Consider the following 15810-nt stretch of genomic DNA (forward strand, 5'->3'; position numbering starts at 1 on the left):
TATTTTATCTTTTACTAAATTATAACATAGTTTACAAATATCAAACTTTACTTTATTGCAATAAAAAATAAAGTGGATCTATATTAAATTCTCAATAGATCCACTTTATCTTTGTATTTAAAAGAACAATATAGCAGAAGATTAATTTTCATAAGTTCCTTTCAACGTATATTGTTCTAAAATATATCCATCCATTTCATGGTATAGTTCATTTAGCAAGAAACCTACTTTTAGATTTAACAGTTTATCTAAAGCAAAAACATGAAGCTCATATAAATGTGATTTATCTGGTGGTGTCATACCACCATAATAACAAGATAGTTTTCTTGATTGCTGATTTCCTTGTAAACTAGTCCAACTATTTATACCTTGTATAAAATCATATGATGTCTGACTCTCATTGTCTTTCAATTCATTACGTGTAATATTAGCTACAAGCCAATGTATCCACGTAAAGCCACCTGTCACTGGATACGCATCTTTATCTTCCAATACTATTGCAAAGGAAACGGTATTTACAGGAGCATTTACAATTTTAAATGGAAGAGAAAAAGTAGGAATTCCATTTTCATTAAAATATTTTCCTCGGCTACCATATTGATTTTGAATAATCCCATTTATAATACCCGTACTTGTTACTATCATATTATTTACCTCCAACACTTTTATTTATAAAAAAACTATAGCAAAAAGCATCTATAACGTAAATTACCGACTTTTTTGTGGGTATTATTCTTTAGTAACTCCCTTTTCAATCAATATTTCTTCCATACCATGTTCTTTTAAATAATCAATTCCGATAGACTGCATGATTTTTAGAGCATTTATAATCTGCATACCCATATCTATTGTTAGAGAGTATTCCACATGAAGAGGATATCCATCAAATGTTTCCTTTTCTACAAACCCATACTCAATCAATTCTTTTAACTGTTCTAGCAGCATCTTTTGATTAATACCATCAATATCTCTTTCTAATTTAGCCAATGATGTAGCACCTAATCGTAACCGCCATAATATAATTGATTTCCATTTTCCTTTAATCATATCGTGCACTAACTCTAAAGGGCAAGTATACTCTTTTCTTATTTTCATTTTATCTCCTAAAAACAAATTACTACTTACATTATTCAAACTTAAATTGGAATTTGTTGCTTAGCATTTATACCCCTTTGCAATAATTTTTTTCAAATCTTCTTTTAAATTATTACTTTTGTACTCTCCACCATGGAAACATATAATTTTTTCAATATCCAGATTAAGAATTTTCTTTAATGAATTTATTTCTGCCACTTTATCTAACACAAATTGTTCATCAGCAATACATAATACACCATCTTCTAAAACTAACATGTCTCCACTTATTAAGGTTTTCATTGATTCAATATAAATAGAGATATGTCCTGGCATATGCCCTGATGTTTCAATAACTTTTACTCCATCACAGATAATTTCATTATCTGCTACTTCTAAAACAGAATCCAAATATTCTACACTTTTTATTGTTTGTATAAATCTATCATCTGCACCAAACTTTTCTGCCTGTTCTAACCTAAGTGATTTCTTTTTTCCTAAAACATATGGAATTTGCTCTGCAGAACACTTCACCTTTACAGAAGGATATTTTTTTACAATTTCCTTTACTGCTCCCATATGGTCATGGTCGTGGTGAGTTAAAATAACTTGTTGAAGCTTTCTGATATCTAACCCTTTTTTCTCAAAAGCTTTTTCTATTACTGGCAAAAACATAGGAAATCCTGTGTCAATTAAAATTAAATCATCATTATTTTTAATTACAACTGGATAAATGTAGAATTTTATTTCTCCCGCTTCAAATAATAATTTTAACGTTATTAGTTCAGTCATTTTATTTCCTCCTTTTTGAACAAATTACTATTTAGTAAATTATAACATACTTACAAATATCAAACTTTGCTTTATTGCAATAAAAAATAAAGTGTACCCATCTTAAATTTTCAATAGATACACTTTATATTTAAAATATGACACAAAAACACCGCATAATTCAAAATTAAATAATGCAGTGTGCAGAAAAATTATTCGCTTTTTCGATTATTTCGTTAAATAAGAATTTAATATTATTCCAGCAAAAATTTTATTCTAGGATCATCTTTTACAAAATCAAGTTTTTTGTCTTTTTTAATTCTCATTTTTGCTAAGCTTTCATATTTATCTTTGTTCCAACTATTGGATGACTTCCATTTTCTATACTTGTATAGCTTTGACTTCATATTATCCATACTGTCTGCTTCATTTACCATATTTATAATCATCTCTATAGTTTTTTCTTTATCTTGTTTTTCCACTGCTAAATATAAATCTAATTCATATTTCTGGTACAATCCTAAATCAAACACCTCAACTACACTTTTTGCACGTTCTGTGTATTCTTCTGCCTCAGTAAATTTATTTTCTTTTAATAACATCTTTATTATAAAAGATAAAGCTACCAATGCTTCATGTGCATCTCTAAATAATAAATATTCACAAACGTTGTAAGCCTCATCAAATTTTCCACTGCTTTCAAGTAATAGTACCTGTTGAATTTTTTTCTCTGTGTCTACATCCATATCTGGAATTTTATCTAATACTTCTTGAGCTTTTTCATAATCTTTTTTCTCTCTATACATTGCAGCTAGTAATATCTTTGCCATAGAAGCTGTCTTTTCATTGCTACTTGCTGCGGTAAGTTCAATCCAAGCAATAATTTTCTCACCATATTTGTCCTTTCCTTCCATTGGATGTGTAACTAAAAATAACCTTAATATTGATGATATTCTGAGTATTAATTCATCACTGATTGAATACTGTTTGATTAAATCACTACCTCTTTCAAAAGCCTTTTGAAAACCTTCTTTTGATGCTATTTCACTAACTTCTTTCCCAAATTTATTAATCTCTGTCTCTGTTAATTTTTCATTAAATGCTAATAGGGTATTAACATCAATTTTCAAAACACGTGCGAGAGGTGATAGCAACGTTATATCTGGATATGATATTCCATTTTCCCACTTGTTCACTGCCGGTGCACTAATATTTAAATAATTAGCAACTTGTTCTTGAGTAAGATTTTCTTTTTTTCTACAATTTCTAATAATTTCACTTATTCTCATAAAATAAACTCCTTCACTTATCTATACATTTAGTTAACTTCAACCCCTGTTAATTAAATCATATCAAAGCTATGTAGTTTAAACAATTGAAGCATTTTCATTTTTTATTCTTAAAAATTAACTATTGGTTAACTTAGTTTTCTTGATAAAACATTCAGGATCTTACTTGTGATACAGTATTTTCACGGTTATATAAAAAGCTTAGGAATTTTTAACACTGCATTATTCCATTTTCAAAGACCATCTTTCACATTCCTAATTTAAAAAGTTATGTCAGAATATTTTCACAAGATGACAAAGAAACATCCCAAAATTCAAATTAATAATGGGATGTTCGTATAAATTGTTCATCTTTTAAGTTGTTACACTAAATAAGAATATTACAAATTAATGATGATTAATTTCTTCTGTTTCCATTTCTATCAAAATTATTTTTTAATGCTTTTTCAACAGGAAAAATAGATACAATTAAAGCAATAGTTTGCATAGTCACTAGTATTGCATCAATAATTCCTTGAGCTCTATCGAAACGCGTAAATGCTAGCACACTAACAATAATAGATATAATTAACATTATAAGTCCTAGCTTTATCCATAGTCTTCCACAATATTGATGTGCAAATTCCCACGTCTCCTTGTTTTTCATTGACATTGAAGTCCTATAACCATAAATTCCATTAATATTTTTGGGCCCATGTTTTCTAAATTTCACTCCCAAAAACAACATAATAACTGGAATAATTAAATTGCAAACAATTATAAATATTTTAAATCCCATATGCTCCCCCCATATTATGAAATAGTAATAACCACAATATCCCAGTTAATTACTATTCTGTCTCAATTACTACTAAATTATAGCATTTAGTAGTAATTAATTCCATATACTTTATAGAGGAACTTCATACTATTTTTTCACCGCATTATTCGTTTTTCCAAAAACATTATTCGTATTATCAATTTCTATAGTCCTGGCGCATAATTATCAAATTACTCATAAATTACTGTTTTTACATTACTCAACCTCAAATTAGAATTTATAGGCAGAAGATTTTACTTACAATTTCCACCAAAAAGTTTCTCCTTCTTTATACTTTTTGAATCCACAACGCTCTAAAATTTTTTGTGACGCCAAATTTTCTAAATAGGTTTCAGCAATTACACTTGTAACACCATTTTGCTTTAATGCCCACTCACACATTGCATTTACAGCTTCTGTCATATAGCCATTATGTTCAAACTCTTTACCTAAGCCATACCCAATCTCAACTTCGCCATTTTCGTTAGGAATATCTTTGAAATCTGCTGAACCTACTACAACCCTATCACCCTTGCGAATTAATAGAAAAAAGCTATGCCATAAATAATTATTGAGGTCTTTTTGGATTATTTCATACTGTTTCTTTACTATTTCAAGAAAAAATCCTTCCATTGCTTCTGCCTTATAAGAACAATCTAATTCTTTTTCAAGTTCAGTAATATCTTCAATCCATAGTTCTAATTGATTAAGTGTTAATGGATTAAGCTCCAAGCGCTTAGTTTGTATTATCATTTTGCTACCTCCATTAAGTAAAATCTTTCTGTAAAACATCTCTGCAAATCACTAATTTACCTTTTACTAAATTATAACATAGTTTACAAATATCAAACTTTACTTTATTGCAATAAAAAATAAAGTGTACCCATCTTAAATTCTCAATAGATACACTTTATGTTTCAATTGTGTATTAATCTGTATAATTAAATATACAAAAATTATTTTTCAGAAATTATTTAAAATCTAAAAAACATAAGCATAACTGGTATGGTGATTATAGATAGAACGTGTGTAGCTAAAACACACTTTGAGGCTAAAATCGTATTATAATTATACTTTTCACAAAACAGCACCGTAACAGTAGCCGTTGGAATTGCCTCTGCTGCTATGCATATATTTTTTATTAAAGGTGTCCCATTAAGAAAACTTATTATGACAAACATTACAATAGGAGCAATTATAAGTCTCATAAAAGAACAAAAGTATACATCCTTATCAAATATAATTTCTTTAAATTTCATTGAAGCAATCTTCTCACCTATTATCATCATGGATAAAGGCATTGTAACAGCTCCTATATCACTAAGTGTTTGTTTTATTATGAAAGATACTTTTATAGATAAAATAAATATAAATAACCCAACTATTACAGCAATTATATTAGGATTACTTAAATACTTTTTTAGGTCAACGCTGCTTGTTTCATGAGAAAATAGCCCTTCCCCATATGTCCAAAATAGTATCTGATAAGGGATTAAAAAAATTGATAAGTAAAGAACTCCAACTTGGCCATAAAGCCCGTATATTAAAGGCACTCCCATTGCCCCACCGTTAGGAAATATAAACATAAATTTAATTATTTGCTGTTTATCAATGTTATATTTGCCTAAGACAAACCTACTAAGTAGTATAATAACAACGTGAAATATAATGGATATAACAAAAATTTCCAGAATGCTGCCCAATAATTCTTTAGAATAACTTATTATAAAGGAACTTACTACTAATGTAGGTAATGCAATATTCGTTAATATGTTAGATAACCCTCTACTTAGTTCATCATTAATTAAATTCTTATTTCCTGCAAAAAAACCAACGCCCATTATCAAAGCTAAAATTGCAACCTGATTTATAATATTAATATAATTATTCAATTTATTAGCACCTTTCAAATTATAAAATAAAACTGAATAATGTGGATTTATAACTAAACACCATTCTCAATTGAATTATTTAATACTTTTTCATAGCAATAGAATGGTCTTTCCTTTCCTAAAAAACTCATTTCTCCAACTAATTCATAGCCACATTTTTTAAATAATGCGTTCATTTTAGTATTTATTGAATAGGTATCTGTTTTTAAATATCTTATATTGTTAGCTAAAGCTAATTCATCACCAAATTTCATTAATTCAGTACCAATTCCACTTCTTCTATAGTTCGGATTAACTGCCATCCTATGAACAATCATGCAATCTTCTTTCAATGACCAGTTTAATCCATTATACTCAACTGGTTCTACTTTATTAATGCATACGAAACCAACCAACTTTCCTTCTCTTTCTGCTACATATAAGTCTCCTCTTTGGATATCCTTCATAAAATCTTTTTCCTGAGGGTAATTTTCATCCCATTGAGTATTATTATAGGTTCTCATTTCTGCAATAGTTTCCTTTATAATTTGCATAATTTCTTTTGTATCTTCAATAACTGCTTTTCTCATTCTAAAATCCTCCTAAAAATTTTTTATTTCTTTCCAGCCATTTTCAATATTTTCTCTCATTTTCTTAACTAATTTATTTACTATTTCCTTTTCCTCAGCACTGAAATCATTAAAACAAACCTCAATATTCCTATTTTCTTCTTCAATAATAAATTTGTATATCTCCAATGCTTTTTCTTTTGGATAAAGCCTCCACATTCTTTTATCAACTTCATCTCTATTTTTCACTATATATCCTGCTTCTATGAGTTTCTGTATAGCCTTTGTTGTTGTAGTTTTGTCTACTTTTAAAAGGTTTGATAAATCAATTTGATTAATTCCTTGATTTTCACATATCCTTGTTAAAAATGTAAATTGTCCTTTTTGTAGATTTATCTCTTTAAATTTCAAATCACTTATAGAATGTATGCATCTTGATAAGCTTCCTATCTCCCTTAATATGTCACTATTTAAATATTTAATAAGTCCTCACCCCCTAAATATAGTTGAAATTTCAACTATATTTATAGTAGCACATATTAGTTGAAACTTCAACTATATTTTTCCCTTATTAGAGCTAACTAATTCTTAGTTTTTTTTAATTGTCATATTTAAAGCATATTGCGACGTAAACGAAGTAACTTTCATAATACTTATTGCCTAGTTTATGTATATTTAAACTATTTTAATAATATCCTATGGCGCAGTCTGAAAAAATAGTAACTTATTTGAAATACTTGTATGTTTTCGCATTATGCTTTTCAATCACATAAATAATAATTCTCTTTTAAGACATCTCAACAGAATAGAAAGTAGATGATTTTTAAACTAAATATATTAGACTAACAGCAAGCTTAGCATTAATCTTTAGGCGTTGTAAGTTATGATTATAAATATAATTTGGCTTACTAAAATTACTTATAACAATGTAATTAGATGCGTACACTTGAACTTGCTAGTTTGAATTTTAACTTTTATGCAGTGATATATGATAAGTGTTTCATCACATTAGCTAAATTGTTTTAATATTATTCTTAGCTTGAAGATTTGGAAAGCCTTAGAACTTTAGTCTTGTTTGAGGGAACCGAGTTTGACAAAGTTCTTAGGTTTTGCAAATCTTCAAGCTTTATTTTAAATTGGAAACTCCTCTTCGTTTCCTCAGAGGAGTAAGCGATTCGCACAAAATCATAGATTTTGGCTCTCTGCTTAATACATTTAGCCGTGATGAAACACTTATCATATATCACGGAGTAAAAGTTAAAATCCAAACTTCCACTGCACCTTTACGTCGCATAATTTTTGTATTATAAATTTATCTACTTATTTTAATATATCAATATTAAAATGCAAATTTTAAAAAATAACTAAAAAACACTCCAAAATTCAAAATTGAATAATGCAGTGTTTTTGCGAATTGTCCATTTTTTCAGTTGTTGCATTAAATAGGAAAATTACATACTAATTAAAGTAATATTTAGCTCCTGTTTATGATTAAATTTCCCCTTGCTTAACTTCACATTTAACTGAAACATAATTCTCAATAAGCATTTTAAAATAATTCATATTTTCAACTTTACTGAAGAATTCATCTACTGAATCACAGTCATATGACCATAAGTTAGTTTCTAGCTCTTTTAATTCCGTAACTGTTTTAAAATATAATGTAAACCTTAATTGTTCCATATGGTCATATTCTCCATCTGTTTCAAAAACAAACTGTCTTACAAACTCAAGGTAAAATAAATTCTCGCCTGTAAAGTCATATCCCCCACATTGGAATAGTAAAGCATCATCAGCACAGTCTACCTTGGTATTAAAAAATTCCTTGAAGGTTTTCCATGCTAATTTAGGATTAGGACTATCAAAGTTAAAACCAGCTTCATTTAACATTCTAATTAATATCTCTTTGGCTTCATTTGCATTTATCATCTTTATCCTCCATTTATATCTTATTTAGTTCATAACATCTTACAAATATGGCTTTATGTATTAATATAATTACATAAATTCTTTTAGTATAAATAGTTCTACATTCTTTTAATTCAGAAGTGTAGAACTTATTAATTTTACAATAATATCCAATATGCCCATCAGCTCAAACACACATTACAGTCATTTTGTTCAGCCAGATAAATTGGAATTTGTCTCTTACAGTAATTTGAAATATTTCTTTAGTGCATTGACATGCATAAGAAAAAAGCTATCTGGATTAGTTTTTAACATATCTAGTATAAAATCAGCTTTTTGCCAATGTATATTTTGTGTTTCATCTGTTGATTCAGCTAGTACCCCCTCAGCCTCACAAAGAAATGTATTTAAAATAAGCGAATATGCTCCAGATAAATTTTGAGTAACACAATATGGCTGAAAACTAATAACTTTATTACCATTAACACAAGATTGTGCACTACACTCTTCTCCATTTATTTTTGTAATAATTAATCCTGTTTCTTCTTTTACTTCTCTACGCAAAGCTTCAAAAACATTTTCATATTCTCTAATCTTTCCAGCTGGGATTTCAAGCATTCCATTTTCTTTACCACCATATTCCTTTTGTCTTTCCTGCACCAGAATAAATTTTTCTCCATCTATTTCCTTTTCAATAATTGCACCTACTGCTGGCTTTGCAAACTTTTCCATCCATTTCTCTCCTTTGTTATAAATTTTATTTTTCTGAATAGCCAACAAATTACTATTTACATTGCTCAACCCTAAATTGAAATTTATCTTCATATTAATGTTGCTTATCCATATATTCTTTTTTTGTTTTATCGATTGTTTTTCCTCCAATTCCAATATTCTCATCAGGTAATTCTTTTATAGTGGTAAGAAAAAATTCACTTGGAATATGCATTATTTCTGATGAGACCTCTGTTAATCTTTTAATTAATTCTTCTTTTTGTTCTTTAGTTAATTTTCCACTTTCTAATGTTATGTATGGCATTTACATCACTCCTAAATACATTTTAATTTTATTATTAAATATAAATTAATTATATCACCTACCAGATAAATCACTAATTTATCCTTTACTAAATTATAACATAGTTTACAAATACCAAAATTTATCTTATTACAAATAAAAATAAAGTGTATATTATTCTTACTTTGTCACTTCTGCATTTCAGCACTTACCAAATTATGAAATACTTTATCCGGAAGAATACTGCTTAATACAATTAGATTCTTTGATTTTCCAACTGGATAACGCATTTTTTCAGTTGTCCTGTCAAATATGAATATTGTAAATTAATTAGGTAATCTTTTAAATAATTTGAATTATTATCATTAAAATTCTTTAAATTTATAAAAAAGACTAGGCATTTCTAATTCACTTGAAATGTCTAGCCTTATATGCTTTATTAGTTTACTATTCTCCCAATTTAATAATGCAATCCTTTTTATAAAATGAAATACCATATTTAATTATATTTTCATAACCTTCCTGACTAAGTTCCTCATCATATTTATTCTTTTCTATTTGAGCTAAAGCTTCATCACACATTTTATAAATATCTTTTGGTTCTTTACATATCTTAAGTTCCATTATTACTGCCGGATCAAATATTGATGGAGATTTTATATAAATATCACTTCGACCATCTCCAGACTCCCTGTTTGATTTTACTATATAATCGTGCATATTTGCCAGTACTCCAACTACAAAACCATGATAAAAATTCTCATAGGCATCATTAAAACTTATAGTTTCTCTTAGTAGTTTATTAAGTTCTTCTTGAAAAGTTTCACTATCTTTATTAATTATTGCAGCATATAAAACACTTAAATCCTTTGTTTTTATCTTTTCTTCAAACCACTTTAAGATTTTTGTTCTAAAAATATACTTCACTTCTCTATTTGGTATGCTTAATTCTATATAACGATTATCTTCCTCATCCATTCTTTCGCTAACTTTTTTAAAATATCCTGTAAAGAACATAAAATTCCACAAATTATCCATAGAATCATAAATTTCATCATATGTTATATCTTCATGAACCAGCTTTTCTATAGTTTTTCCTTCAATTAAAAGCTCTATTTCCTGTTTTGTTCTAGTATCTGCCTTTTCTATAAGACTCTTAACTATGCTGTTTGAACTTGTATTGGCCCAATAGGATGATGGAAATGTATTTTTACTAACTGCCAAATCTTTTACAAATCTAACTGCACTCCATGGATTATAGACTTCAGCATCTCCAAAAATATATCCGTTATACCATTCTTTTATTAAAGTTTCTTTTTCATTCAGCTCATAATCTCCAAGCATTTTATTTACTTCATTTTGTGTAAATCCAAAATATTCATCATAAGATTTATTTAAAATCGAAATAATCTCCAAGTTATTTAAACCTGTAAATATGCTTTCTCTTGAAATCCTTAAGCACCCCGTTATCACTGAAAATTCTAACGAAGAGTTTGTTTTTAATGCCGATTCAAAAAGTGATCTTATAAAAGCAATCATTTTATCATAGAAACCTTCAAAAAATGCATTTTCAAGCGGTACATCATATTCATCTATAAGTATTATGACTTTTTTTTCATGATACTTTTCTAAACATTGCGATAGGAACTTTAGGGCTGTTATGTAAAGTTCTTCACCAGATTCTTTTCTTTCTATTCTTTCATATTCTTCTTTTTCTTTAAGTAATTTATCACTTTTCAAAATATAATCATGACGCCTAAATTCATCTACAAGTTCATCTTTAATACATTTTAATGCCAATTCAAAGGTTGGCTGCTTAGCAGATTTTAAGGACAAATTAATCACAGGGTACTGACCTATATGAGAAGTATACTTTTCTCCTGTTTTCATTATATTTAATCCTTCAAAAAGGTACGAATTATCTTTTTCACTATTCTCAAAGAAGTACTGAAGCATACTTATATTTAATGTCTTTCCAAACCTTCTCGGTCTTGTAAACAAATTTACTGCTGCTTTATTATCAATTATATCTTTTATAAGTAATGTTTTATCAACAAAGTAATATCCTCTGGTTATTAACATTTTAAAATTATCTATTCCTATTGGTAATGGTTTGAAATTCACCTTATCACTTCAACTCCTCATTTAATTTTATTGTCAAAACAATTTTACCTTTGACTATGCCTGCTTTTTACAATATAACAGTCTCACTTTACATACTAATTATAACCGAAATACTATCTTATTAAAACTTACCTTATCTAAAAAGCAATACCCCTTTTGTATAATTTTTATTACTTATGCAATGGCATAAATCATTAAATTACTAATTTATCTTTTACTAAATTGTAACATAACTTACAAACATTAAACTTTACTTTATTGCAATAAAAGATAAAGTGTACCAATCCTAAATTCTCAATAGATACACTTTATTTTTGAATGGGCATCATCTTTTTGGAGCCTACCATTTTTCAATAAGTTCGAATTTGTCTAATCATTTAAAATCTATAAAGTAATTTTGCAAGTCCAAATTCATTAAATAAAAGAAAACGTCCCATAAACATTACAGCTATATATATGATGGGCTCCCATTTAGAACAATCACATGATTCAGGTTCACTTTTTATTACACAAACAAATATTTTATATATACCATATCCAATTAGTCCACCTATGGTATTCAATATTAAATCATCAATATCAGTGCTTCTATTGTTTAGTAATTGAGAGACTTCTATAAACATTGAAAATGAAAATCCTGATACGAGAATATAGAGCACTTTATTATACTTTTTCCATAAAGAAGGAAGTAGAATACCAAAAGGAATAAAAAGTAATATGTTTTGTAAATATGACACTATATCAATTTCATTGGAAAATGGTATAAAATTTATCTTTTCCTTTATTTGAAAGCGATAATGAAGTATATCATATAAAGTTCCTGTTCCTGTAAAATAAAATACGGAAATTATATAAATTGCAAAAGCAATAATAATTCCACAATGAATTCTTGATGTTAATATACCCTTACGTTTATTCATATTATTGAGTATCAAGAAAGTCACAATAAAAGGAACAAACCCTGTCAAAAATTCATATCCAATAAAAAGCAATTTATCCATAGAATTTACCTCCAAATTAGAATTTGCCGTGGTAAGTACGAAATCAAATCCATGTAATAAACCAAACTTACCACCTACCCAAGGCTGGTAGTAAAAAAATATAATGTGTTTTGTAAGGCATAAGCATAGTGGAATGCGTTTCTACCATTACCTTGAATTTCTCAAGTGAAACATACGATACTTCTTTCACTTCATTATCGTAGAAAGAATACTCCTCTAAAAGAATATCCGTTCTATAAAGGAACACATCATCTATTTCATTTTCAATATATCCATCAACCTCCCCCTACTCTCGACACGAAAAGAGATACTGGAGTTTATCTATTTCTAAATCAATGCCATACAATACAGTACCCCCCTTAAATTCCTATTTGTAATACTCAATGTTAAATTGGAATTTATTTTGCACATGCTTGAACAAATTTAATGGGAACATCCATTTTTTTTGCTGTTTCTTCTACAGTAAGCCCACTATCCAAAAATCGTTTGCATACAACTTTTATATTTTCCCCAACCTCAATGATATGCTTATCTAAATCATAGAAACGAACCACTCTTTGTCCCCATCTATGTTCATAAACATGGTGAACATATTCAATATATTTAAGAGCTTTTAATCTTTCAATAAAGCTGTCAAAGTTATCTTCTTCAAAATACAGTTCAGCATCGTTGCCACTAAAAATTATTTCATTATCATCTTTCTGAATAAACTCTTTCCAGCTTTCTTTTGTTTGCAGAGCAACACCACCAGTTAAAGTAACATTAGCCCCAAAGTCCATAATAGCCCTTAAGCCTAAAACATCTTTATAGAATTTTTTTGATTTTTCCATATCTGTTACAACCAACATAGGATTCTTAAATTTCATAAATTTTCTCCTTTCAAATTACTATTTATCTTTTACTAAATTATAACATATTTTACAAATATCAAACTTTACTTTATTACAAATAAAAATAAAGTGTATCCATCTTAAATTCTCAATAGATACACTTTACCCTTATCATTATTATAAACTTAACTATTTAAATACTTTCTCAACTTCCTAAGTGCTTCTCTTCTCACTTTAATAGCCTTCCTGTAATTTATTCCACAATCAGCTGCAGCTTTCTTTAGACTAGTACCTTTTATATACACACTTTCAATAATACTTTTCTCCGTACCTTGAAGCTTGTACAAAACTTCTTTAAGTTTTGATGCTTCCTCATATGCAATTACTTCATCTTCAAGAGTAAAATCATAGGCTTCAAGATTAATAGCATTTTCATCTTGAATTTCCCTATAGTGTTTTATCTGTCCTTTTAAAAGTGCCTTGAAATTATTTATAACTGCATTTGTGCAGTATGTAGTAAAGGATCCTCTACCAGTATTATAAAGATGTACTGATTTTATTATAGAAAGATGTCCATGCTGAACCAAATCCTCAAAGTCATAAGATGGTATGCTGTACTTAGATGCCTGCTTAATTACAAAATACTTAAACTTTCCTATGATTTCATCCACTGCAGCTCTGTCTCCACTCTTAGCTTTTTTAACAAGTTCTTCTATGATAAACACCACCCTTATTTACTATTACTATTCTTCTTATCATCAGTTAAAAAACTCATTGATAATGATTTTGCCATTTAAACATCCCCTCCTTTTAATTTTCAATTGCAGCACCTGATTTTTAAGCGTTTGTTATTCCGTTTTCATCAACTCTTATAAGCTCATCTAAAGTTTTTCCAAGAAGAGTTTCAATTGATTTTGCCACATCAAAAACGTCCTGATCCACTGCTGAAGTCTTAACCTTTGAAAAATTTAGTTTCTTAATTACGTCCTTTCCATTTTTGTCTGTTCCATCTTTGTATTTAAGAATCATTGAACTTTCAAGCTTTGTTGATTTTGCAGCCATATATATCAACCCCTTTCACTTAATCTATATACCATAGTCCAGAAAATGGTCATGCCTAAAAATAATAATTTTTTGTACTAAAAAAGCCCCAAGAGTTTTATCTCTTAAGGCTGTTTTCTCTATTTATATCTTTCTACATTTTACATTATAACATGGTTTTTACGATACATTCAATGGACACCCTTTGTCTTTCTTCTAACCGTTGCCTTACACACTACTAACTTTTTATTTTTAAGCTATGTTTTAATATAGTGTTGAAATATAACTTAAAAAATTATAGATAGGATTGTCTACCTATGATGCTCAATATAAGAAAGATACGACAGAACTGAATCTAAAAGTATCTTGTATCAACTCTAAAAATTGGAATTTGTCTCAATCACTTCCCGGAAGATTTCTCTTTCCAGTAAGTTCGGTAACAACAATTCTATAAACAACAGTATTACTTAGTCCTCTACACCGGTCAATCGGATATTCCGAAAACTGGTAATGCTCGACCATTTTTCTCAGCCCATGCAGTTTCTCTTCCTCATCAGTTTCCTCGATTGTCCCAAATCCGATGATACTTTCATATCGTGCAGTAATACCGATTCTCGTAGGTTCAACTTTATAAAAAACATCTGCCTCTATACAAACATGATTATTCTTTTTAAGACAATCAATTTTCTGACCTCTAATAGCTCCATGAAAATAAATAATCACCTTCCCATCAACTTCATCAACTCCAAATGATACAGGTACAACATAGGGATAATCATCCATAAACATTCCCAAACGTAATGTATTACACCGATGAAGTACATCAATGATTTCCTGCTGATCCGTAATCTCACGATCTTTTCTATTCATAAAACACCTCCACATTTAATATATCCTATAATTTTCTTGTTCCTACAAGTTCTGATTTATACATTTCATTGTTTATAAATTTTCTTCATAATTTAATAATAAACAACTCAACAAATTACTATTTATTGAGTTTTTTTATATCTTTCATATGCCACATTATCTAACAACAAAAGCAAATTAAAAAAGATAATTGTGATAATAATTTATCCTGAATTACCTTTTATTTCTTACAGAAGTACTAATGGTGGTTAGTTAGATTAACCATTATCAAATGTTAAAGAAATATTGACATTAATTATCTTCTTGCTTTACCAGAAATATGCTCAACATTTATTCTTATCACTTTAGTTATTGATCCTGCATTTGCAATATATATCTTACCCTTTTCAATATAATCTGGTGAATATTTATTTAATACTTCTATTGCTTCTACAATCTCAAGTTTTCTGTCTTTTCTTCTTATTTCCTTAAACATAGTTATTCCTTCCTTTTATCAAATATCGTCAATTTATAATAATTTGATAAGTTATGTATGACGTAAAGATTATATAGACACAAATAATAAGAAAGCTGTATCATAATCTTATATATTATCCATTTAGAAGGATATTATTTACCTATACTGCTATGTCTTATTTTTAATTAAGA

19 protein-coding genes are annotated in these 15810 nt (G+C 28.2%); all 19 read right to left on the bottom strand.

The features are described from left to right. Positions 1-141: 141 nt before the first annotated feature. Positions 142-645, bottom strand: coding sequence for a YbhB/YbcL family Raf kinase inhibitor-like protein (locus HBE96_RS13175; protein ID WP_169298204.1), 504 nt, complete (start codon positions 643-645; stop codon positions 142-144). Positions 646-729: 84 nt separating this feature from the next. Further along, positions 730-1095, bottom strand: coding sequence for a winged helix-turn-helix transcriptional regulator (locus tag HBE96_RS13180; RefSeq protein WP_169298205.1), 366 nt, complete (start codon positions 1093-1095; stop codon positions 730-732). A gap of 60 nt (positions 1096-1155) precedes the next feature. Further along, on the bottom strand, positions 1156-1866 hold the full coding sequence (locus HBE96_RS13185) for an MBL fold metallo-hydrolase (protein WP_169298206.1): 711 nt from the start codon (positions 1864-1866) through the stop codon (positions 1156-1158). Positions 1867-2099: 233 nt separating this feature from the next. After that, positions 2100-3134 (bottom strand): helix-turn-helix domain-containing protein, encoded by a 1035-nt coding sequence (locus tag HBE96_RS13190; RefSeq protein WP_169298207.1) that lies wholly within the window; start codon positions 3132-3134, stop codon positions 2100-2102. 397 nt (positions 3135-3531) lie between these two features. Then, entirely contained in the window at positions 3532-3912 is a 381-nt protein-coding gene (locus HBE96_RS13195) for an SdpI family protein (protein ID WP_169298208.1), read from the bottom strand. 279 nt (positions 3913-4191) lie between these two features. Next, complete coding sequence (locus HBE96_RS13200; RefSeq protein WP_169298209.1) at positions 4192-4686, bottom strand: GNAT family N-acetyltransferase; 495 nt, start codon at positions 4684-4686, stop codon at positions 4192-4194. A 221-nt stretch (positions 4687-4907) separates the two neighbouring features. Next, positions 4908-5825, bottom strand: coding sequence for an AEC family transporter (locus tag HBE96_RS13205; protein WP_169298210.1), 918 nt, complete (start codon positions 5823-5825; stop codon positions 4908-4910). 53 nt (positions 5826-5878) lie between these two features. Beyond that, the gene (locus tag HBE96_RS13210; protein WP_169298211.1) at positions 5879-6394 is read right to left on the bottom strand and encodes a GNAT family N-acetyltransferase; all 516 of its coding nucleotides are present in this window, start codon (positions 6392-6394) and stop codon (positions 5879-5881) included. 12 nt (positions 6395-6406) lie between these two features. After that, a complete protein-coding gene (locus tag HBE96_RS13215) occupies positions 6407-6784 on the bottom strand; it encodes a MarR family winged helix-turn-helix transcriptional regulator (RefSeq protein WP_206154929.1) in 378 nt (125 codons plus the stop codon). 1080 nt (positions 6785-7864) lie between these two features. After that, positions 7865-8302: a hypothetical protein gene (locus tag HBE96_RS13220; RefSeq protein WP_169298212.1), complete on the bottom strand. Its 438-nt coding sequence runs from the start codon at positions 8300-8302 to the stop codon at positions 7865-7867. 219 nt (positions 8303-8521) lie between these two features. After that, positions 8522-9013: an NUDIX hydrolase gene (locus HBE96_RS13225; protein WP_169298213.1), complete on the bottom strand. Its 492-nt coding sequence runs from the start codon at positions 9011-9013 to the stop codon at positions 8522-8524. A gap of 94 nt (positions 9014-9107) precedes the next feature. Next, entirely contained in the window at positions 9108-9317 is a 210-nt protein-coding gene (gene dmpI, locus HBE96_RS13230; RefSeq protein ID WP_169298214.1) for a 4-oxalocrotonate tautomerase DmpI, read from the bottom strand. A gap of 426 nt (positions 9318-9743) precedes the next feature. Continuing rightward, positions 9744-11420: an AAA family ATPase gene (locus HBE96_RS13235; RefSeq protein WP_169298215.1), complete on the bottom strand. Its 1677-nt coding sequence runs from the start codon at positions 11418-11420 to the stop codon at positions 9744-9746. A 377-nt stretch (positions 11421-11797) separates the two neighbouring features. Beyond that, on the bottom strand, positions 11798-12421 hold the full coding sequence (locus HBE96_RS13240; protein WP_169298216.1) for a VanZ family protein: 624 nt from the start codon (positions 12419-12421) through the stop codon (positions 11798-11800). Between the two features lie 398 nt (positions 12422-12819). After that, entirely contained in the window at positions 12820-13287 is a 468-nt protein-coding gene (locus tag HBE96_RS13245; protein ID WP_169298217.1) for a VOC family protein, read from the bottom strand. 149 nt (positions 13288-13436) lie between these two features. After that, positions 13437-13976 carry an RNA polymerase sigma factor gene (locus HBE96_RS13250; protein ID WP_342590183.1) on the bottom strand — a complete coding sequence of 180 codons (540 nt, stop codon included), beginning with the start codon at positions 13974-13976 and terminating at the stop codon, positions 13437-13439. Between the two features lie 112 nt (positions 13977-14088). Continuing rightward, positions 14089-14313 carry a DUF1659 domain-containing protein gene (locus HBE96_RS13255; protein WP_169298219.1) on the bottom strand — a complete coding sequence of 75 codons (225 nt, stop codon included), beginning with the start codon at positions 14311-14313 and terminating at the stop codon, positions 14089-14091. A gap of 375 nt (positions 14314-14688) precedes the next feature. Beyond that, positions 14689-15162 (bottom strand): pyridoxamine 5'-phosphate oxidase family protein, encoded by a 474-nt coding sequence (locus tag HBE96_RS13260; RefSeq protein WP_169298220.1) that lies wholly within the window; start codon positions 15160-15162, stop codon positions 14689-14691. Positions 15163-15457: 295 nt separating this feature from the next. Next, positions 15458-15637 (bottom strand): hypothetical protein, encoded by a 180-nt coding sequence (locus HBE96_RS13265; RefSeq protein WP_206154930.1) that lies wholly within the window; start codon positions 15635-15637, stop codon positions 15458-15460. Positions 15638-15810: the final 173 nt, after the last annotated feature.

The sequence above is a fragment of the Clostridium muellerianum genome, from assembly GCF_012926525.1.
Lineage (GTDB): Bacteria > Bacillota > Clostridia > Clostridiales > Clostridiaceae > Clostridium_AM > Clostridium_AM muellerianum.

What these genes read in the sequence shown, in the direction of transcription:
- HBE96_RS13175 (WP_169298204.1), bottom strand. Translation starts at nt 645, where the DNA reads ATGATAGTAACAAGTACGGGTATTATAAATGGGATTATTCAAAATCAA.
- HBE96_RS13180 (WP_169298205.1), bottom strand. Translation starts at nt 1,095, where the DNA reads ATGAAAATAAGAAAAGAGTATACTTGCCCTTTAGAGTTAGTGCACGAT.
- HBE96_RS13185 (WP_169298206.1), bottom strand. Translation starts at nt 1,866, where the DNA reads ATGACTGAACTAATAACGTTAAAATTATTATTTGAAGCGGGAGAAATA.
- HBE96_RS13190 (WP_169298207.1), bottom strand. Translation starts at nt 3,134, where the DNA reads ATGAGAATAAGTGAAATTATTAGAAATTGTAGAAAAAAAGAAAATCTT.
- HBE96_RS13195 (WP_169298208.1), bottom strand. Translation starts at nt 3,912, where the DNA reads ATGGGATTTAAAATATTTATAATTGTTTGCAATTTAATTATTCCAGTT.
- HBE96_RS13200 (WP_169298209.1), bottom strand. Translation starts at nt 4,686, where the DNA reads ATGATAATACAAACTAAGCGCTTGGAGCTTAATCCATTAACACTTAAT.
- HBE96_RS13210 (WP_169298211.1), bottom strand. Translation starts at nt 6,394, where the DNA reads ATGAGAAAAGCAGTTATTGAAGATACAAAAGAAATTATGCAAATTATA.
- HBE96_RS13220 (WP_169298212.1), bottom strand. Translation starts at nt 8,302, where the DNA reads ATGATAAATGCAAATGAAGCCAAAGAGATATTAATTAGAATGTTAAAT.
- HBE96_RS13225 (WP_169298213.1), bottom strand. Translation starts at nt 9,013, where the DNA reads ATGGAAAAGTTTGCAAAGCCAGCAGTAGGTGCAATTATTGAAAAGGAA.
- dmpI (WP_169298214.1), bottom strand. Translation starts at nt 9,317, where the DNA reads ATGCCATACATAACATTAGAAAGTGGAAAATTAACTAAAGAACAAAAA.
- HBE96_RS13240 (WP_169298216.1), bottom strand. Translation starts at nt 12,421, where the DNA reads ATGGATAAATTGCTTTTTATTGGATATGAATTTTTGACAGGGTTTGTT.
- HBE96_RS13245 (WP_169298217.1), bottom strand. Translation starts at nt 13,287, where the DNA reads ATGAAATTTAAGAATCCTATGTTGGTTGTAACAGATATGGAAAAATCA.
- HBE96_RS13255 (WP_169298219.1), bottom strand. Translation starts at nt 14,313, where the DNA reads ATGGCTGCAAAATCAACAAAGCTTGAAAGTTCAATGATTCTTAAATAC.
- HBE96_RS13260 (WP_169298220.1), bottom strand. Translation starts at nt 15,162, where the DNA reads ATGAATAGAAAAGATCGTGAGATTACGGATCAGCAGGAAATCATTGAT.
- HBE96_RS13265 (WP_206154930.1), bottom strand. Translation starts at nt 15,637, where the DNA reads ATGTTTAAGGAAATAAGAAGAAAAGACAGAAAACTTGAGATTGTAGAA.